Source organism: Kribbella yunnanensis, from assembly GCF_039529655.1.
In the GTDB taxonomy this organism is placed as follows: Bacteria; Actinomycetota; Actinomycetes; order Propionibacteriales; family Kribbellaceae; genus Kribbella; species Kribbella yunnanensis.
This window is the reverse complement of sequence record NZ_BAAANF010000031.1, coordinates 66,377-84,912: the sequence shown is the minus strand read 5'-3', so window position 1 is coordinate 84,912 and position 18,536 is coordinate 66,377. Positions and strand designations below refer to the sequence as shown.

The 18,536-nt window shown below is 68.5% G+C and carries 21 protein-coding genes; 8 read left to right on the top strand and 13 right to left on the bottom strand.

Annotated elements, in window-relative coordinates; translation table 11 throughout:
* Positions 1-639: 639 nt before the first annotated feature.
* Positions 640-1,860 carry a cysteine--1-D-myo-inosityl 2-amino-2-deoxy-alpha-D-glucopyranoside ligase gene (gene mshC, locus ABD231_RS40135; protein ID WP_344165051.1) on the bottom strand — a complete coding sequence of 407 codons (1,221 nt, stop codon included), beginning with the start codon at positions 1,858-1,860 and terminating at the stop codon, positions 640-642.
* Between the two features lie 85 nt (positions 1,861-1,945).
* Positions 1,946-2,752, bottom strand: coding sequence for an NmrA family NAD(P)-binding protein (locus ABD231_RS40130; protein WP_344165048.1), 807 nt, complete (start codon positions 2,750-2,752; stop codon positions 1,946-1,948).
* Between the two features lie 113 nt (positions 2,753-2,865).
* Here ABD231_RS40130 and ABD231_RS40125 point away from each other — a divergent pair, with 113 nt between their 5' ends.
* A complete protein-coding gene (locus tag ABD231_RS40125) occupies positions 2,866-3,771 on the top strand; it encodes an AraC family transcriptional regulator (RefSeq protein ID WP_344165045.1) in 906 nt (301 codons plus the stop codon).
* On the opposite strand, the gene ABD231_RS40120 is transcribed toward ABD231_RS40125, so the two are convergent.
* The 3 genes from ABD231_RS40120 to ABD231_RS40110 all read right to left on the bottom strand — a co-directional run bounded on the left by ABD231_RS40120 (position 3,726) and on the right by ABD231_RS40110 (position 5,956).
* Positions 3,726-4,517 carry an SCO1664 family protein gene (locus ABD231_RS40120; RefSeq protein WP_344165042.1) on the bottom strand — a complete coding sequence of 264 codons (792 nt, stop codon included), beginning with the start codon at positions 4,515-4,517 and terminating at the stop codon, positions 3,726-3,728. The genes ABD231_RS40125 and ABD231_RS40120 overlap by 46 nt on opposite strands.
* Positions 4,514-5,089: a DUF3090 family protein gene (locus tag ABD231_RS40115; RefSeq protein WP_344165039.1), complete on the bottom strand. Its 576-nt coding sequence runs from the start codon at positions 5,087-5,089 to the stop codon at positions 4,514-4,516. Before ABD231_RS40115 ends, ABD231_RS40120 begins: the two co-directional genes overlap by 4 nt.
* Before the next feature lie 180 nt (positions 5,090-5,269).
* Entirely contained in the window at positions 5,270-5,956 is a 687-nt protein-coding gene (locus ABD231_RS40110) for a histidine phosphatase family protein (RefSeq protein WP_344165036.1), read from the bottom strand.
* A gap of 49 nt (positions 5,957-6,005) precedes the next feature.
* Here ABD231_RS40110 and corA point away from each other — a divergent pair, with 49 nt between their 5' ends.
* The gene (gene corA, locus ABD231_RS40105) at positions 6,006-6,977 is read left to right on the top strand and encodes a magnesium/cobalt transporter CorA (protein WP_344165033.1); all 972 of its coding nucleotides are present in this window, start codon (positions 6,006-6,008) and stop codon (positions 6,975-6,977) included.
* Here the strand turns inward: corA and ABD231_RS40100 are convergent.
* Together ABD231_RS40100 and ABD231_RS40095 are read right to left on the bottom strand one after the other, a co-directional pair.
* Positions 6,974-7,801 (bottom strand): undecaprenyl-diphosphate phosphatase, encoded by an 828-nt coding sequence (locus tag ABD231_RS40100; RefSeq protein WP_344165064.1) that lies wholly within the window; start codon positions 7,799-7,801, stop codon positions 6,974-6,976. The genes corA and ABD231_RS40100 overlap by 4 nt on opposite strands.
* A 1-nt stretch (position 7,802) precedes the next feature.
* Positions 7,803-8,867: an LLM class F420-dependent oxidoreductase gene (locus tag ABD231_RS40095; protein ID WP_344165030.1), complete on the bottom strand. Its 1,065-nt coding sequence runs from the start codon at positions 8,865-8,867 to the stop codon at positions 7,803-7,805.
* Between the two features lie 51 nt (positions 8,868-8,918).
* Between ABD231_RS40095 and ABD231_RS40090 the strand changes: the two genes are divergently transcribed.
* Both ABD231_RS40090 and ABD231_RS40085 read left to right on the top strand, forming a co-directional pair.
* Positions 8,919-9,860: an aldo/keto reductase gene (locus tag ABD231_RS40090; RefSeq protein ID WP_344165027.1), complete on the top strand. Its 942-nt coding sequence runs from the start codon at positions 8,919-8,921 to the stop codon at positions 9,858-9,860.
* Positions 9,861-9,873: 13 nt separating this feature from the next.
* On the top strand, positions 9,874-10,059 hold the full coding sequence (locus ABD231_RS40085; RefSeq protein ID WP_132169922.1) for a DUF5703 family protein: 186 nt from the start codon (positions 9,874-9,876) through the stop codon (positions 10,057-10,059).
* Here ABD231_RS40085 and ABD231_RS40080 read toward each other — a convergent pair.
* Genes ABD231_RS40080 through ABD231_RS40070 form a run of 3 tightly spaced genes read right to left on the bottom strand, consistent with a single transcriptional unit; the run spans position 10,056 to position 12,312 of the window.
* On the bottom strand, positions 10,056-11,087 hold the full coding sequence (locus ABD231_RS40080) for a helix-turn-helix transcriptional regulator (RefSeq protein ID WP_344165019.1): 1,032 nt from the start codon (positions 11,085-11,087) through the stop codon (positions 10,056-10,058). The genes ABD231_RS40085 and ABD231_RS40080 overlap by 4 nt on opposite strands.
* A 10-nt stretch (positions 11,088-11,097) precedes the next feature.
* Entirely contained in the window at positions 11,098-11,517 is a 420-nt protein-coding gene (locus tag ABD231_RS40075) for an ester cyclase (protein WP_344165016.1), read from the bottom strand.
* Between the two features lie 54 nt (positions 11,518-11,571).
* Positions 11,572-12,312: an N-acetyltransferase gene (locus ABD231_RS40070; protein WP_344165014.1), complete on the bottom strand. Its 741-nt coding sequence runs from the start codon at positions 12,310-12,312 to the stop codon at positions 11,572-11,574.
* 67 nt (positions 12,313-12,379) lie between these two features.
* Here ABD231_RS40070 and ABD231_RS40065 point away from each other — a divergent pair, with 67 nt between their 5' ends.
* Positions 12,380-13,423 carry an enolase C-terminal domain-like protein gene (locus ABD231_RS40065; RefSeq protein WP_344165011.1) on the top strand — a complete coding sequence of 348 codons (1,044 nt, stop codon included), beginning with the start codon at positions 12,380-12,382 and terminating at the stop codon, positions 13,421-13,423.
* On the opposite strand, the gene ABD231_RS40060 is transcribed toward ABD231_RS40065, so the two are convergent.
* Positions 13,357-14,565 (bottom strand): MFS transporter, encoded by a 1,209-nt coding sequence (locus tag ABD231_RS40060; protein WP_344165008.1) that lies wholly within the window; start codon positions 14,563-14,565, stop codon positions 13,357-13,359. The two genes, ABD231_RS40065 and ABD231_RS40060, sit on opposite strands and share 67 nt — an antisense overlap.
* A 72-nt stretch (positions 14,566-14,637) precedes the next feature.
* On the opposite strand from ABD231_RS40060, the gene ABD231_RS40055 reads away from it, so the two are divergent.
* The 3 genes from ABD231_RS40055 to ABD231_RS40045 all read left to right on the top strand — a co-directional run bounded on the left by ABD231_RS40055 (position 14,638) and on the right by ABD231_RS40045 (position 16,820).
* Positions 14,638-15,501 carry a LysR family transcriptional regulator gene (locus ABD231_RS40055; protein ID WP_344165005.1) on the top strand — a complete coding sequence of 288 codons (864 nt, stop codon included), beginning with the start codon at positions 14,638-14,640 and terminating at the stop codon, positions 15,499-15,501.
* An 87-nt stretch (positions 15,502-15,588) separates the two neighbouring features.
* Positions 15,589-16,143 carry a hypothetical protein gene (locus ABD231_RS40050; RefSeq protein ID WP_344165002.1) on the top strand — a complete coding sequence of 185 codons (555 nt, stop codon included), beginning with the start codon at positions 15,589-15,591 and terminating at the stop codon, positions 16,141-16,143.
* Positions 16,144-16,196: 53 nt separating this feature from the next.
* On the top strand, positions 16,197-16,820 hold the full coding sequence (locus ABD231_RS40045; RefSeq protein WP_344164999.1) for a lysoplasmalogenase family protein: 624 nt from the start codon (positions 16,197-16,199) through the stop codon (positions 16,818-16,820).
* Here ABD231_RS40045 and ABD231_RS40040 read toward each other — a convergent pair.
* Together ABD231_RS40040 and ABD231_RS40035 are read right to left on the bottom strand one after the other, a co-directional pair.
* Positions 16,780-17,199, bottom strand: coding sequence for a VOC family protein (locus tag ABD231_RS40040; RefSeq protein WP_344164996.1), 420 nt, complete (start codon positions 17,197-17,199; stop codon positions 16,780-16,782). The two genes, ABD231_RS40045 and ABD231_RS40040, sit on opposite strands and share 41 nt — an antisense overlap.
* A gap of 12 nt (positions 17,200-17,211) precedes the next feature.
* Positions 17,212-18,525, bottom strand: coding sequence for a M20/M25/M40 family metallo-hydrolase (locus ABD231_RS40035; protein WP_344164993.1), 1,314 nt, complete (start codon positions 18,523-18,525; stop codon positions 17,212-17,214).
* Positions 18,526-18,536: the final 11 nt, after the last annotated feature.

The following is an 18,536-nucleotide window of genomic DNA, read 5'->3' as shown; positions in this document are numbered from 1 at the left end:
ACAACCGCTCACTTTTCAACCGCCGAAACCGACCAGCATTCAAGCGCCGTCGACACGACAAACAAGAGAGCGAGCCGAGCAGATGGCTGAGCCGGATGGCGAGGCCGGCGACCGCGGTTCCACGTCGCCTTGCGCTGACGGGCTATGGCTGGGGTGCGTGCTGCTCGAGATCTGCGCTGTCCGAGGGATTTTGGGGACTCGGTGACGAAAATCCATCGGATAACGCACCGCCGGGCAGCCCCGGGGACCCCGACACCGCGGCCACCTCACCTTGAGCATCCCATCAGTCACGCGAGGCCTGCCGAGATGGTCGAACCGCGCCCAAGGTCGCCCGGCCAGGTCACCTTGGGCATCCCTCAACCACGCGGGCCCCGCTGAAACGGTTGAACCGTGCTCAAAGTCGCCCCGGCCGGCGCACCTTGAGTACCCACCAACCACCTGAGCCCCGCTGAAACGGTTGAACCGTGCTCAAACTCGCCCGGCCGGCGCACCTTGAGCACTCTCATCGACCACCCGTCGGCCGCGAAGGTGGTTGAGCCGTGCTCAACGTCGTACCGGCTCGTGGTGAGAGCCCTTGGCCAACCGGCCTTGGGGTGGACCCCTCGGACGTGCGCGGCTAGGGGTGGGGTGGGTCGGCTTTTAGAGCTTGATGCCCAGGAGGGAGTCGATGGCTTGGGCTACCAGCGCGGGTGCGGTCGGGTCGTCGCCGTTGGTTTCGGACCAGGTGTCGACGGCGGACAGGGCTGCGACCGTGTCCAGGTCGTTGGTGAGAGCAGCCCGTACGGCGTCAACCGTTGCAGCGCCGTCGGGGCCGGAACCGCGGCTGAGCGCGCCTCGCCACACGTCCAGGCGGGACTGGGCTTCCGTCAAACCCTCGGCCGTCCAGAACCAGTCGGTCCGGTAGTGGTGAGCCAGCAGTGCGAGGCGGATCGCCATCGGGTCGGTCCCGCCCAGCCGTTCCTTCGACACGAGAACCAGGTTGCCCTTGGACTTGGACATCTTCTCGCCGTCCAGCCCAACCATCGCCTGGTGCACATACGCACGAGCGAAGGGGTGCCGGCCGGTCGCCACCTGGGCACCGCTGGCGGACATCTCGTGGTGCGGGAAGATCAGGTCCGATCCCCCGCCCTGGACGTCGAACGACATCCCGAGGTGCTTCAACGCGATCGCCGAACACTCCACATGCCACCCCGGCCGCCCGCGCCCAACCGGCGAGTCCCACGACGGCTCGTCCGGCCGCTCGTGGCGCCACAGGAGGCTGTCGAGCGGGTCCTGCTTACCAGGCCGATCCGGGTCCCCGCCACGCTCGGCAAACAGCGCGAGCATTGTCGACCGGTCGTAGTTCGAGACACCACCGAACGCCGGGTCGGCCTTCACCGCGAAGTACAGGTCCCCATCGACCGAGTACACGGCCCCGGACTCCTGCAGCTCCTCGACAGCAGACGCCACCAGGTCGATCGACTCGACGACGCCGATGTAGTGCTGCGGCGGGATCACCCGCAGCGCGGTCATGTCGTCGCGGAAGAGCTGGATCTCCTTGTGCGCCAGCTCGGTCCAGTCGACACCGGTCGCGGCGGCGCGCTCGAGCAGCGGGTCGTCCACATCGGTGATGTTCTGCGTGTACAGCACCTCGTACCCCGCGTCCCGCCACAACCGGTTCACCAGGTCGAACGTGACGTACGTCGCCGCGTGCCCCATGTGAGTCGCGTCGTACGGCGTGATGCCGCACACGTACATCCGCGCGGTCGAGCCGTCGACCGGCGCCACCTCGACCGGTCCGCCGGAGGCGGTGTCGTGGAGGCGCAGCCGCCGGGCCGGGCCCGGGACGACCGGGATGTCTGGATGAGTCCACGCCTGCATGGTCTGGAGCTTATGTCAGGCACGAATTCCTTGACGCGACACGGTTCCATTCCCCGGGCGCCGCCGCGTGCCGCCGCGTGGTCGGTTACCCTGCCCAGGTCCGCTCGACGTACGCCGTGAAGCTCCCCGCCGGCCGACCGAGCAGCTCGGCGATGTCATCGCTCGGCGTGGTCAAGTACCCCTCCCGCATGATCGCGAACAGCTCGTTCAGCTCGTCCGCAACCTCACCAGGCAAACCGATCCCCACCAACTCCGCACGATACGAAGCCGGCGTCACCGCGACGTACGACACCGCCTTCCCGGACACCTTCGCGATCGCCGCCACCGCCTCGCCGAACGTGATCGCCTCCGGCCCCGACAGGTCATAAGCCCGCCCCTCATGACCGGCCGACGTCAGGACCTTGGCCGCAACCTCCGCCACGTCCTCCAGATCAACGAACGGCTCCCGCACCTCACCCGCCGGCAACGCCAACACTCCCGCCTCCACCGGCTCGGACCACACATCCTCAGAGAAGTTCTGCGAGAAGTTGTTCGCCCGCAAGATCGTCCACCCGACCCCCGAGGCCTGAACAGCCCGCTCCCCCTCGGCCATCCCCGGCGCGAACCGCCCGACCACCTTGTCCATCGACCGCCCGGACAGCGCGACAAACCGCCGTACCCCGGCCGCGACCGCCTCCTCCACAAACGCCTCGATCGGCTCCGGATCCTCCGGCGCCACGAGGTACACCGCCTCCACACCCTGTACGGCGGCCGCCCACGTACCGCGGTCAGTCCAGTCGAACCGGGTCTCGCCCGACCTCGATGCCGCCCGCACCTCAACACCCTCCGCACGCAGCCGCGCAACCACTCGCCGACCGCTCTTACCTGTCGCACCCAACACCAAAATCGTCATACCCACAGTCAATCCGGCGCCGCGGCGCGACCGAATGCTCAACCGGACCGCCCCCATGTCCATCCGGCCCACGAGGTGTCCGGTGCCCTGATCCACGGCGCTAGGCTCGCGGTGTGGATCCTCTCGACGACCTCCTCCGCGGTCTCCGCGCCGAAGGCGCAGTGCTCGGTACGCCGGTCCTGCGCCCGCCGTACGCGCTGCGTTTCGTCGACGGCGCGGCGCTGACGTTCTGCGCACCGCTCCTCGGCGCCGGCTGGATTGTTGCCGAAGGCACCGAACCGGTCCGCATCGTGCCCGGTGACACCGCGATCATCCGCGGCCCGGAGCCGTTCCTCTTCACCGACGACCCGACCCGATCCGGACCGATCATCGACGTCCGCTGCGACGGCCGGGTCGACTCCCCCGGGCCGATCGATCACGGCACCGTGCTGATGGCCGGGGCGTATCACGTTCGCCAGGAACTCCCCCGCCGACTGGTCACCGAGCTTCCGCCGCTGGTCGTCGTACCGGAGGATCACGACTGCACGCCGTTGCGCGAGTACCTGCAGGAGCGGATCGCGGCCGGCGCTCTCGGCCGTCACGTCGGTCTCGACCGGCTGCTCGACTGGCTGATGGTCTGTTGCCTGCGCGACTGGTTCGAGGCCAACCCGCCGCCCTGGTACCGCGCTCTCGGCGACGAGGTGGCCGGCCCGGTCCTGCAAGCCATGCACGGCTCCCCCGCCGCTGCCTGGACGCTGGCCGGGCTCGCCGAGGTGGCCGCGGTGTCCCGGACGACGCTCGTACGGCGTTTCACCCACCTGACCGGCCAGGCCCCGCTCACCTACCTGACCGAGCTCCGGATGACGCTCGCCACCGACCTGCTCACCGAGCCCGGTGCAACCGTCGCCGCCGTCGCCCGGCGGGTCGGATACGGCGACGCATTCAGCTTCAGCGCGGCCTTCAAACGCGAGCGCGGGATGAGCCCGAGCGAGGCTCAGAAGGCAGGCCAGGGAATGGCCGGCCAGGCCTCACTCGGGTAGGGATACGAACCGGACTTCAGCAGGGTCGCGCAGCGCTCCCGCGTCGCGGTCAGCTCGACGCCGGTGATCAGCTGGCCGAGCTCCTGCCCGAAAGCACCGGCCAGTCCGTCGGCCAATCGCCGTACGTCGTCGAGGAGGTCCGGCGCGATCGGGTCACCGGCCCAACCCCACAACACGGTCCGCAGCTTGTCGTCGGCGTTGAAGGTCACCCCGTGGTCGACACCGAACACGCGGCCGTCGCCCGGGTTCAGCACGTGCCCGCCCTTGCGGTCGGCATTGTTGACCAGGGCATCGAACACGGCCATCCGCCGCAACGCCTCAGTGTCCGCATGCACCAGCGTCACCGGGTTGTGCCGCCCATCCAGCGCATCCAGTACGCCGACCCATCCGGACGGCACTCGCCCTTGGGGCACGATGTCGACCAGCTCAGTCTCGCCCGCGCCCACCTCGACCTCGTCGATCCACAACTGGACCATGCCCTCACCGAGCGGCCCATCACGTAACAACGTCGGCGGCACGATCGACCAGCCGAGCTCCTCAGAGACGACGTACGCCGCGTACTCGCGCTCAGCCAGCGTGCCGTCGGGGAAATCCCACAACGGCCGTTCGCCCTGCACCGGCTTGTAGACAACCGTCGCACTCGCGGAACCGAGACTGACCGAACCCTGGTACGTCCCGTTCGAGGCCGCCATCAGCCGACCGTGCAGCGAAAGCTCCCCGCGGGCGAGGAGGTCTAAATCGGTCATTCGGGTAGGTGCCTGCGGTAGCCGTTGGCCCTTGGGCAGATGTGGCCCTCGGGGTCGATCGGGCGGCCGCAGAACGGGCAGCTCGGGCGGCCGGAGGCGACCAGCGCCACCGCGCGCCGGGCGAACGCCCGGGCCTGCTGCTCGCTGAGCCGGACCACGAACACCTCGCCGTCCTCGGACTCGAGCGCGGCCGCGACCGGGTCCTCCTCCTCGAGCTCGGCCTGCTCGCTGGTGACCACCGCGAACACCTCGATCACCACCCGCTCGGCGTCGGCCTCCCAGGCCAGCGTCATGGTGCCGGCCCGGAACTCCTCCTCGATCGGCTGCTCCAGCGGGTCGGTGTCGTCCGGCCCCGTCGGTGCCAGCGGCTCCCGCTCGAACCGCCGCGCGACCTCGTCCAGCATCACGTCCAGCCGCTCCGCGAGCGCCATCACCTGTTCCTTCTCACAGGCCACCGAGGTCAGCCGGACACCAGCCCGGGCCTGCAGGAAGAAGGTTCTCGCACCGGGTTCCCCCACGGTGCCGGCGACGAACCGCTCAGGATCGTCGTAGGAGTGAACAACGCGCGCCATGACTAAGACCCTAGAACATGCCCGGTAGACCCACGCCGTCGCGAGCAGGTATCCGGTGGTGTAGATGGGTGTGCTGGGGGCGAGGTCACGATGCGGAGCATCTTGGCCTTGACCTCAGTGCGGCCAGATGCGCCGCCGGATGCCGCGCAGTAGGCGTGGGGCTGCCGGGCATGTTCTCGCTTACCGTCCACCTACAACGGCGTCCGAGGACTGCTTTTTGGTCGCTTTCCCCTTCGCCGGCGGCTTCGGAATCAGCGACGCCAGCTCGCTGCCGGTGTCGTTCAGCCGGACCAGGAACGGGCGGGTCGCGGTGTAGGTGATGATCGTGGTGGAGGCGGTGTCGACGACGATCCGCTGGAACGTGTCCAGGTGCTGACCGAGGGCATCGGCAACGATCGCCTTGATCACGTCACCGTGCGAGACCGCCACCCAGATCGCGTCATCGGGCAGTGCCGCGTTGTGCGCGCGGATCGCGTCGACCCCGCGCTGCTGCATGGCCCGCATCGATTCGCCGTTCGGGAAGGTCACGGCCGACGGATGCGCCTGCACGACCGCCCACAGCGGGTCCTTGGCCAGGGTCGAGATCTTCTCGCCGGTCCAATCGCCGTACCCGCACTCGGTCAGCCGGCGGTCGGTCGCCGGCCGCAGCCCGGGGTGGTGCTTGGCGATCGCGCTCGCGGTCTGCCGGCAGCGCTCCAACGGTGAGGTGATGATCGCGGCCAGTGGCAGCCCGGCGAGCCGCTGGGCGACGGCCTCGGCCTGCTGAACCCCGGTCTCGTCGAGCTTCACACCCGGCGTCCGCCCGGCCAGCGTGCCGGATGTGTTCGAGCTGCTGCGGCCGTGCCGGACCAGAATCACCGTGGGCATAGCGTGCACGTTATCCGGTCCTGGCAACTCTCGGTGCCATGATGGTCTGGTGATCGTCGATTGCGGGGTGTACGCCGGGGGTGAGCGGCTCGATCTGCCGAAGGAACCCGAAACCGTTGCCCGGACCATCGACCAGGACACCGGCACCTTCGGCTGGGTCGGCCTGCACGATCCGTCGGACGCCGAGATGCGCCGCGTCCAGGCCCTCTTCGACCTGCACGAGCTCGCCGTCGAGGACGCCCTGAAGGCCCATGAGCGCCCGAAGGTCGAGCGGTACGGCGACGCGCTGGTCGTCGTACTGCGCACCCTCTGGTACGTCGACGAGGGTGATCAGGTGGAGACCGGCCAGGTCAGCGTCTTCGTGGGACCCCGGTACGTCGTGACCGTGCGGCACGGAGATGGCGCCGAGCTGGCCACCACCCGGCAGGCGCTCGAGGACCGGGCCTCGATGCTCGGCCACGGCCCTGGAGCGGTGTTGTGGGCGGTCTGCGACTCGGTCGTCGACGGCTACGAGGAGGTCGCCGAGCAGGTCGAGATCGACATCGACGAGGTCGAGTCTTCGGTCTTCTCACCGGAACGGACCAGCGACGCCGAGCGGATCTACAAGCTCAAGCGCGAGGTCCTGGAGATGCGCAGGGCGATCGTCCCGCTGCGCGAACCGATGGAAGCCTTCGCGCATGGCGCCCCCGGCATCAGCCAGAACGCGGCAGCCTTCTTCCGCGACGTCGCCGACCACGTCAGCCGCGTGTCCGAGCAGACCGACGCCCTTGACACCCTGCTCAGCTCGGCGCTGAACGCCCACCTCGCCCGCGTCTCGGTCCAGCAGAACGACGACATGCGCAAGATCTCGGCCTGGGTCATGATCGCCGCAGTGCCGACCATGCTGGCCGGCATCTACGGCATGAACTTCGACAACATGCCCGAACTGCGCTGGCACTTCGGGTACTACGCCGTACTACTGGTGATGGGCGGAGTCTGCAGCACGATGTACGGCCTGTTCCGCAAGGTTGGCTGGCTTTAGGTCGCGGTGATCGTGCTGGTCGCGAGCAGGATCAGGATGACGATGCCGACCAGCACCCGGTAGAACGCGAAGACCTCGGTCGTGTGCTTGGCCACGAACCGGATCAGCCAGGCCACTGACGCGTAGGCGACGATGAAGCTGACCACGGTGCCGACCAGCAGCGGTACGGCGCCGACGTGGCCACCCATCGCGTGCGGCAACTCGAAGACCGCGGCACCGACCAGGGCCGGGATGCCGAGCAGGAAGGCGACCCGGGTCGACGCGACCCGGTCGAGGCCGCGGAACAGACCGGCCGAGATGGTCGCACCGGAGCGCGAAACGCCCGGGATCAGCGCGAGGCACTGCAGCAGGCCCATCACGATCGCGTCGATCAGCGTGATCTTCTCCAGCGGGCGTTTCTTCGAGCCGAGCCGTTCGGCCGCGACCATCACGAACGACCACCCGATCAGCGAGCCCGCGACCCACCACATGCTGCGCAGCGGCCCCGAGATGATGTCCCTGGCCAGGAAGCCGACGATGCAGATCGGCAGCGAGCCGATGATCACGTACCAGCCCATCCGGTGGTCGAACTCACCCCGGTACTCCGGCTTCGTGAGCCCGCGGAACCACGCCACGGCGTACCGGGAGATGTCTTTCCACATATAGACCACGACGGCCGCGATCGCGCCGAACTGGATCACCGCGGTGAACGCGGTCACGCTCGGGTCGTCGATCGGCAGCCCGAGGGCCTTCGACGCGATGGTCAGGTGGCCGGTACTGGAGACCGGCAAAAATTCGGTGAGCCCCTCGACGATGCCGAGGATGATCGAGTCCCAGATCGTCAACTCAGGCACCCAAATCCGTCGAACGCAGCCCGGAGAGCTCCAACGCCTCTGCGAGCACGCGCAGATCCGCGATCCGCTGGTCCACGGTCGGCGCGAACGGCGTCACCGCGACCGTCGTCGTACCGGCCTCGGCGTAGGCGGTCAGCTTCTCGGCCATCCGCTCCTTGCCGCCGAGCAGCGAGATCCCGTCGATGAAACCCTGCGGTACGGCGGCCATCGCGTCCCGGTGCTGCTTGGCCAGGTACAGGTCCTGGATCTGCTTGGCCTCGTCGGCGTAGCCCATCCGGATCGCGAGGGCGTTGTAGAAGTTCTTCTCGCGACTGCCCATGCCGCCGATGTACAGCGCGGCGTACCCGCGGATCGGCTCGGCGGCCGCCGCCAGGTCGTCGCCGGTCATCAGCGGCACGGATGCGACGACGTCGAAGCCGTCCATCCCCAGGTCTCGCTTTTCGCGACCGGTCGCGATGTGTTTCAACTGCTCTCCAAGATAAGCGGGGTCGTTGAGGATCCCGAGCCAGCCGTCGGCGATCTCGCCGGCCAGCTCGAGGTTCTTCGGGCCGACCGCGGCCAGGTAGACCGGCACGTGGTCGCGGAGCGGGCGGCTGGACAGCTTCAGCGCCTTACCCGGTCCGTCGGGCAGCGGCAGCGTGAAGTGCTCACCGTGGAACTCCACCGTCTCGCGCCGCAGCGCGGCATTGACGATGGCAACGTACTCGCGGGTGCGGGCCAGCGGCTTGTCGAACCGGACTCCGTGCCATCCCTCGGACACCTGTGGCCCGGACACGCCGAGCCCGAGCCGGAACCGGCCGCCGGACAGCCGGTCCAGGGTCGCCGCGGTCATCGCCGTCATCGCCGGCGTACGGGCCGGGATCTGGAAGACCGCCGCGCCGACGTCGATCGTCGTCGTCTGGGCGGCGATCCAGGTCAGCAGCGTGGCCGCGTCCGAGCCGTACGCCTCCGCGGCCCAGGTGACCGAGAAACCGAGTGATTCCGCCTCTTTGACGAGCTTCAGATGGTCAAGATGCTCGTCGCCGAAGACGAAGCCGATGTTCAGTCCGAGTCGCATGACTGGCGAGCCTATCCAGCCGTTGTCTCCTGGCCGCAATAGGCTCAGGTTATGCAGCAGCGCTATCTCGGTCACAGTGGACTGGCGGTGAGTCGGCTCGGCCTGGGCACCATGTCCTGGGGCCGTGACACCGACGAGCACGAGGCGCGCGAGCAGCTCGCCGCCTTCGTGGCCGCCGGTGGCACCCTGATCGACACCGCCGCGGCGTACGGCGACGGTGACAGCGAGCGACTGATCGGGACCCTGCTCGGCGACGTGGTCGAGCGCGACGATGTGGTGATCGCCACAAAAGCCGGTTTCAGTGTCCGCCGCGGTGAGCGAATCACCGACACCTCGCGCGGTTCGCTGCTGCGCGACCTGGACGCCTCATTGCGCCGGCTGAACGTCGACTACATCGACCTCTGGCAGCTGCACACCTGGTCCGACGACGTCCCGCTCGAGGAGACGCTGTCCGCGCTCGACTACGCGGTCAACTCCGGCAAGGTGCGGTACGTCGGCGTCTCGAACTACGCCGGGTGGAAGTCCGCGCGAGCGGTCACCTGGCAGCAGGCCTGGCCCGGGCGCGCCGTACCGGTGTCGAACCAGGTGGAGTACTCACTCCTCGCCCGCGACGCCGAGGCGGACGCGATCCGCGCGGCCGGTGGGCTCGGTATCGGCCTGCTGGCGTGGTCGCCGCTTGGCCGGGGCGTGTTGACTGGGAAGTACCGCACGGGCATCCCCGCGGACTCCCGGGCGGCGTCTCAGCATTTGTCCAGATTCGTCGACCCCTACCTGGACGGCCGCGGTTCGGGCATCGTTGAAGCGGTGGCACGTGCCGCGGACGGACTCGGCTGGAGTCCGCTCGAGGTCGCGCTCACCTGGGTGCGGGACCGGCCCGGCGTGTCGGCAGCCATCGTCGGCGCCCGGACGGCGATGCAGCTGAAGTCGGTGCTGGGTGTGGAGGAGCTGACGCTGCCGCCGGCCATCGTGGCGGCGCTGGAGGACGTGTCGTGAAGTAGGAGGCTGAATGGCTGAATATGAACTGCAGCAGTTCGAGGTGTCCAGGACCGAGACGCGGGGGGCGGTCCGCCGGTTGCTCACCGAGCACGCCGAGTACGGCGGCTGGGAGCTGGCCCGCCTCCGCCGTTACCCGGACGGCACTCGCAGAGTGTGGCTCCGCCGCCGCGTCATCAAGGTGCTGCGCACGTTCTAAGGGGACCCGCGGAGCAACGCCGTCACCAACTCTCGGCGACTACCCACGCCGACTTTGTCGTACGCCGCCCGGACATGCTCCTGCACGGTGTGCGGCGACAGACACAACCGCTCCACGATCTGCCGCGTCGACAGCCCTTGCAGCACCAGCTCCGTGACCCGCTGCTGAGCCGGCGTCAACCCGTACAGGTCGAGCATCAAGGAACCCAGCTGCGTCGGCAGCACCGCCTCGAGCACCACGGCCGTCCGCCACCCGCCATCACCCTCCGGGCCTCGGAGCACCGACGCGTGAATGGCGAGCCAGCGGCCCGACTTCGTTCGCACCTTCAGCACCGGCGCTGCCGAGGTCCGCATCAGCTGCGCGGCAACCGCCCGGACCGGAACCGGTAGCTCGGCGTGACGCTCCGGATCGAGCTCCCGCATCCAGTGCTCGGCCTCGGCACTGATCGACTCCACCCGGAGCTCCGCATCCAGGACGACGACTCCCGGCCCGACGTCGGCCTGGTCAACCGCGCCGACGCGCAGACCACGCCGCAGCCCCTCCGCGAGATGAGGCGCAAGCCGCCGTACCAGCTGGATCTCCTGCTGCGAGAAGCCCGCCTCGGCATTCTCCCGATGCAGGCAGAGCGCGCCCCACGCGCGCCCACCCGACCGGAGGACCGCGCGGAGTTCGTCGCCGAGACCGAGCGGGCGCATCACGTCGACGTACCGGGCGCTGCTCTCCCAGTCGCCCTTCGTCGCGAGTCCGAGTGAGCTGACCGCGTCCGGCGCAGCGGCGAGTACGGCGAACTTGTTGACGTCGGCCTGGCCGAACTCGTTCGCGAGGAACTGCTCGGTCACCGTCCCGAGTGGCTCGTCGACGGTCACCGACGTGAACAGCACGGTCGCCGGGTCAAGGGTCGCGAAGAACGCCGCGTCGATCGTCAGCAGACCTCGGAGCCGGCTCAGTGCCTCGGCGCGCAGCTCATCGGCATCCAGCCCCGCGTAACAGCGCTGGATCAGTACCTCCAGGCGATCCGCCGCCCCCATGGTCGTGATGTTACGCCGGTACGGCGCCGAGCTGCCGACTGAAACCGAGTTCGTCCAGCCGGCCCCAGCGCTCGACGATCCGGCCGTCGCGGAGCCGCCAGATGTTGATCCCGGGCAGGCTGACCACCGCTCCGGTCGGGGCGACGCCCATCACCTCGCCGCGGTGCGTACCGGACGCGGTGAATCGCTCGACCACGAGGTCGCCCTCGGCAATCAACGCGTGCAGGTCGCTGTGCCAGTCGGGGAAGGCCGCCCGCATCATGCCGCCGGCGGCCCGCATACCCTCGCGATCCGGAGTGACCCCGAACGGCGGGTCGTTGTTGAGGAAGTCCTCGGCCAGGTACGTGTCCACGGCGCCGAGATCTCCTTGGCTGAACAGGCCGTCGATGAAGTCCTTCACGACGCCTTTGTTGCTCTCTGTTGTACTCATGGCCCGATCGTCACCGGACGTGGATCCGGGGACCACCCCGACTAGTTGGGGTATTCAGACGTCGTGGCGGACCCAGACATTCGGCTCGACGTAGCTGGCGCGATCGTGGTCCACGTCGGCCACCACAGGTACCAGCGCGCCCGGTACGACGACGTCGCCGGTGCTGTCGAACGGCAGGCCGGTCCACTCCCGCCACTCGGCGAGTGACGCGGTGACCACCATCGAGGTCGGCGCCACCTTGATGATCTTCCCGCCGGCGCGGACGTGCACCCGCAACCACGGGTCGACGGGCAAACCGTCGTCGCGCGTCAAGGCGGCGTACTGGCTCATCGGGAGGTGGGCGTCGGCCTTGCCGTTCGGCCGAACCGGCGCGTAGAGCGCCCTGTGCCCCTTGGCCTTCACCGCGTCGCGCATCGCCCCGAGCATCTTGTACGACAGTCCGCCACCGAGGTGGGTCGGCTTGATCATGATCTCGAGCGCACTGGACACGTTCGCCTCGCGGCCTCGGCGGTGGTCCTCGATCCCCCACTGCAGCACCTGGTCCCACCCACGCGACGGCAGCTCGGTCCGGTCGTCGCTGCCGAAGGCGAACGGGATGCTGCGGGCGTGGGCGACCAGTTCGCCGTCCTGCGTCGCGACCAGGCACTGGTCCGCGAAATTCTGCGTCACCTGGCCGATCAACGCGGCGGCGACGAGGTCTTCCAGCATGAACCTCGGCCAGACCTTCCAGTTGTTGCCCAGGTATTCGGCGACATCGGGGCGCTCGGCAAGTGTGGTGATGACGATCTCGGACATGCTCCGCAGTGTGACATCGCCACAGGGCGCCCGACATCCCAATAACCTGGCATCCGGAGGTCTTCCGATGACGCTCTCCCAGCACGTGATCAGCTCGATCAGCCCGGTCGAGATCGGCGCGCGGTACCCGCGGCCGGTCGGCCGGAACGCGTTCCGCGGTCACCACGGGACCGGTCCGACCGAGACGGCATACGTTGTCTCGACGTCGCGCGGCGCGACCGGTTGGGGACTGCCGCTCGGCCCTGGCGACCCGGGCGCGCTGATCGGGCGCAACCTCTTTGAGCTGATCGACCCCGCTGTCGGGGTCACTGACTCGGCTGCGTTGTTCCTCGACTATCCGCTGCACGACCTCGCGGCGCGGATCCTCGACGTACCGGTGCATGTGATGCTCGGCGCGGCGGGATCGCCTACCGTCCGGTGCTACAGCGGCGGGATCTACTTCGACGATCTGGACGACGGGCTGCCGGTGATCGCAAAGAATCTGGCGCAGGATCACGGGTCCGGCTTCCGCGACTTCAAACTCAAGATCGGCCGCGGCTACCGCTGGATGCCACCTTCGGAAGGCCTGCAGCGCGATATCGAGATCACCCGGCTCACGCGTTCGCTGTACCCCGACGCCGAGATCCTGGTCGACGCGAACGACGGCTACTCGGTCAACACCCTGGTCAGCTACCTCGAAGCCGTTGCCGACTGCAACCTCTACTGGCTGGAAGAGCCGTTCGCGGAACGCTGGGAAGACCTCGAGTTCCTCCGCGACCATCCCGCCGTACCGGCCCGGATCGCGGACGGCGAGTTCGAGCCGGACGTCGACCGGATCGTCCGCTTCGGCGCGGCCGGCCTGATCGACGTCGCCCTGATGGACGTCATCGGCCACGGCCTCACCGCCTGGCGCCGAACCATGCCCGGCCTGCCGATGAAGGCCTCCCCGCACGCCTGGGGTCTGCCCTTGAAGACCCTGTACGCCGCCCACCTGGCCGCCGGTCTGGGCAATATCGACATCATCGAAGGCGTCCCCGGCGACACCCTGGGCACCGTCGACAACGGCTACACCCTCGCCGACGGCCTGCTCACCCTCCCCGACCGCCCCGGCTTCGGCATTCTTACGCTGTAACCCACCAGCCCCGCGATCAACGTCGTCAGCAGGCCGGCGCCGACGAGCGTGTTCTCCGCGCCGACTGCCGCGATGATCGGCCCGCCCATGAGCAGGCCGGCCGAACTACTCGCGTTCACGACCACCGACTGGCCCGACAGCAACGCCCGTCGATCGGCACCGGCCGACGACCGCGTGATCACTGCCGAGATCGCCGAAATCCCCCACACGACCGCCACGCCGCCGATCCCGGCCAGCACGGCGATCATCGGCGGGTTGGTCCAGACGCCCATCCCGACCCAACACAGTCCCACGGTGGCCCAGGCGCCACTCGCCAACGGCATCGGCGCGATCCGCCGTACGACGCGTAGCGCGACCAGAGTGCCTGCGACGGCACCGACGCCGTACCCGCTCATCCCGGCGGCCACGTAGACGCCCGGCTGTCCACGTTCGGCGCCGACCACGGACAGGCCGAGCGTGAACGCGAACCACGTCACGCATCCGGTCCCCCGAATCACCCAGCCCAGCCCGACCTCTCGCCGCCCGATCAGCCCGGCGCGGATCGACGGTGCCTCGCCACCTTCGGTTCGGCACTCGCCGCGAATACCGAGGCCGGCCAATCCGGCGGCGAGGACCGCGCCTGCCTCGATCCACAGCAGCCCGTTGGTGACCCCGGCGGCGACCGCCAGCGCGCCCAGTACCGGTCCTACGACCATGCCCACCCGCCGTGCGCCGTCCTGCCACGTCATCAGCGTGACCGCCTTCCCCGCGCCCCAGCGATCACCGATGTCGGCGAGCAACGCCGTACGGCCTGGCGATCCCAACGCGTCGCCGCAGCCCAGCAGCAAGCCGCTCACCACCAGCAACCACGGCGACAACAGGCCCAGCGCCGCCGCTCCCGGCACCAGCGCCAGCGCGAGCGCCGACACCGTGGCGATCACCGCCAGCCGCGGTCCCGAATCGACCCACTGCCTCGCGCGGCGCGCCCACCACGGCGACAACAACACCGGTACGCCGGCCGCGCCACCCACCAATCCGGTCGCCGCCACCGACCCAGTCTCGTGCAGGATCACCAACGGCAACGCAACCTGCGTGAACCGATAGGCGAAGTCGGCCAATCCGCCACCGGCCAGCAGCACCAACGCCTCGCCCCGTGCTCTCATGCCTTAATTCTTTGGCGTTTCACCCCTTCCAGGTAGGCAGCACGGCTTGCCTCCGTGCCATAGCCTGTGCCTATGACCTCATTACCCGCGGTCGAGGATCTACGCCTGGTGCAGGCGATCGCCCGGACAGGCGCAGTCGGTACGGCGGCCCGCGAGCTCCGCATCTCGCAGCCGTCCGCCTCCCAGCGCCTGGCCCGGCTGGAACGGCTCTGCGGCGCACGATTGTTCGAGCGCGATACCCGCGGCGCCCGCCCCACCTCGGCCGGTGCCGAGCTCGCCCGCCGCGCCGACCACATCCTCGGCCACCTCGAGGAGGTGTACGACGCCACCCGCGCCGCCGCGTCGGGCCGCCGGCTCGTGATCGGCACCTTCGCCAGCCTCGCGCCGATCCTGTTCCCAGTCCTCGACGCCGACCTCCCCGACACCGAGATCGTGCAGCAGGTCGACCACGGCCAGTTCCTGGTCGAACGAGTCGCCGAAGGCACCATGGACGCCGCCTTCATCGCGATCGCCACGCAGATGACCTTGCCGCGCGGCACCATTGCCCGCCGGATCGGCCGCGACGACCTGGTCCTGTTCGTCCCGAACGGCGTACCGCTCCCTGGCCGAGGCAAGCAGCCGCTCAAGGACCGGCTCGTCCCGTTCTCGACGTATGACCGAGGCAGCGAAGAGATCCAGGCCCGCCTCGTCGCGCTAGGCGCCACCGCCCGCCGCGGCGTCACCCTCGGTACGACGGTCGCCATGGCCCGCCGCCGTTCCCACCTGGCCGTGGTTCCGCGCAGCGCCCTCGCCACCGAACTGCTCCCCGGCGAACGGTTGATCCCGGCCCCTTTCCGCTACCGCCTCACCCTCTCGGTCGTCACCACACCGACGCCACCGAAGCCCCTGATGAGCCAACTACCGCGCATCCGCAACACGCTGAACTTGTTGCCTTAGGCATGAACCTCTCCGCGGATAAGGTGCGGGGGCCTGAAGATCAGCCCCCCCATCTGAAAGGTCATGATGTCGATCACAATGCGGGTTGTGGCAACAGCCGCAGCCCTTGCCGCCGTACTGCCTCTGAGTTCCGCCTCGGCCGTTGCCCAAGGCCCCGATACGACGCCGGCCCGGTTCGCGGCAGAGGTCCGGACCGCCGGGCTCTCGGCCGACGAGCAGCAGGAACTGCAGCGTGCAGTCAACGCCGAGCTCGCCAAGCGCGGCGGCAAGCAGGTCGCCGCCAACCAGGTCCGCTGGGCCGGCGGCGACGCAACGACAACCATCCAGTACCCGAACCAGCGCCGGGCGCGTGCTCTCAGCTCGTCGATGGGCGTCCAGGCCGGCGACCCGTCGACCTGTGCCTACGGCAATTTCTGCGTCTACACCGGCTCCGGGTACACCGGCAACCGCACCGACTTCTACCACTGCCGCGACTACGTCTTCTACGACGACTTCTGGTCCTACGTGAACAACCAGACCGGCGGGACGGTGGCTGTCCTGCACCTCGACCAGCCGGGCGGCCCGGATCGCACACCTGCTGCGTGGCACGGCCAGTACACCTGGAACGGCCTCAACTACAGCGTCATCCGCCCGTGCCCGTGAACTTGTCGTGAACAACCGCTGATCCAGCTCGTTCGTGCGGCAGACTCAGCGGCATGAACCTGAGGCGGTTGGCGACTGATCGGCGGCGGCTGACGGCGTACTGGAGTGCTGCGGTGATTCAGACCGTCGCCGTCGCGGCCGATATCAAGGTTCTCCGGCAGAGCAGCAAGGTGGCACTGATGCCCTTGCTGCTCTCCTGGACCCGCAGTCAGCAGGCACATCCGCTGCTCCAAGCCGCGATCCTCGCTTCAGCAGCCGGCGACCTGCTCCTGGAAACCCGCTTCGAACTCGCCGGCATGGCCGCCTTCGCCGCCGCCCATGCCTGCTATCTCGCGTTCTTCGTCAGCAAACGCGCCACCCGGAGCTGGCGGGTGCTAGCCGTGTACGGCGCCTTGTGGGCAGCGCTGATCGCCGCCCTCTCCCCCGGTCTCGGCAACCAGAAGATCCCGGTCGCGGCCTACGCCTTGTTGCTAACGGCAACGGCCATCGTGTCCCGCTGGCACAACCCGCGCTCAGGCCTCGGCGGCCTGCTCTTCCTCATCTCGGACGCGCTCATCGCGCTGCGGATGTCCGGCCGCGACTTCCCTGGCCGTGGTGCGCTCACGATGTCGACGTACGCGGCAGGTCAGTATTTCCTCACGTCGCAAACACCTGTGAGTCGTCCGCGAACGCCTTGAACTCGAGCGCGTTTCCAGCCGGATCGAACAGGAACATCGTCCACTGCTCCCCGGTCTGCCCCTCGAACCGCACGTACGGCTCGATGACAAACGCCGTACCGGCTGCCCTGAGCCGGTCGGCCAGCTCCTGGAACCGCTCCACCGTCAGCACCAGCCCGAAATGCGGCACCGGTACGTCGTGCCCGTCGACCGGATTGTGGATCCGCTTGGGCCGCTCCGGCGCCAGGTGCGTCACGAACTGGTGGCCGTGCAGATTCCAGTCGATCCAGCTCTCCGAACTCCGCCCCTGCTCGAGCCCGAGCACCTTCCCGTAGAACTCCCGCGCCGCATCCAGATCGTCAACGGGCATGGCCAGGTGGAACCGGGGTACCTCGGGCATCGGCGTACCTCTCTAAGCTTTATTGAAGAACTGATCCAGGACCCGGGAGCCGAACTCCAGGGAGGCGGTCGGGACGCGCTCGTCGATCCCGTGGAACATCCCCATGAAATCGAGCTCCGGCGGCAACTGCAGCGGCACGAAACCGAAGCAGCGAACGCCGAGACGGCTCCACGACTTGGCGTCGGTACCACCCGACATCAGCAGCGGCGCCGTACGGCTCTGCGGGTCTTCGGCCTTGAGGCACTCCTTCATCGCCTCGACCAGACCGCCACTGAACTCGGTCTCCAGCGCGATGTCCCCGATCACCGTCTCGCGCCGTACCTTGTCACCGAGCAGCTCGTCGATCGTCGCCAGGAACTCGTCCTCGTACCCCGGCAGGAACCGCCCGTCGATATGCGCCTCGGCGTCACCCGGGATCACGTTCACCTTGTAGCCGGCGTTCAGCATCGTCGGGTTGGCCGTGTTCCGGATCGTCGCCCCGAACATCCGGCTGAAACTGCCCAGCTTGGCCAGCGTCTCGGTCATGTCCTCGGGATCGAGCTCTGTTTGCAGAACGTCCTCGAGGGTCTTGAGGAACTCCCGCACCGTCGGCGTGATCCGCAACGGCCACTCGTGCCCACCGATCCGCGTCACCGCCTCGACCAGGTTGGTGACCGCGTTGTCCGTGTTCACCATCGACCCGTGACCCGCCGTACCGCGAGCCTTCAGGCGCATCCAGTTCATGCCCTTCTCGGCCGTCTCGATCAGATACAGCCGCAGATCGTCCTTGACCGTGATTGAGAATCCCCCGACCTCACCAATCCCCTCGGTGCAGTCCGCCACCGTCTCCGGGTGATTGTTGATCAGCCACTGAGCGCCGTACAGGCCGCCGGCCTCCTCATCAGCCGTGAACACCAGCCGCACCGGCCGCCGCGGCTTGACCCCCGCCCGCTGACGCGCCCGCACCACCGACAGCACCATCGCGTCGAAGTCCTTCATATCGACCGCGCCGCGCCCCCACACGCACCCGTCGAAGATCTCCCCCGCGAACGGATCAACCTTCCAGTCCTTGGGATCCGCCGGCACCACATCCAGATGCCCATGCACCAGCAACGGATCAGCGCTCTGGTCCTCCCCCTCCCAATGCGCCACCAACGTCGCCCGCCCGGGCTCCGACTCGTAGATCGTCGACTCGATCCCGACCTCGTCCAGCTTCGCCGCGACATACTCCGCCGCCACGCGCTCCCCGTTGCTCTTCCCATTGCCGTAATTCGTGGTGTCGATCCGGATCAGCTCACTACAGAGCTCCACCACTTCAGCATCAGCACGGTACGACGGACTAGTCATACGACCCATCC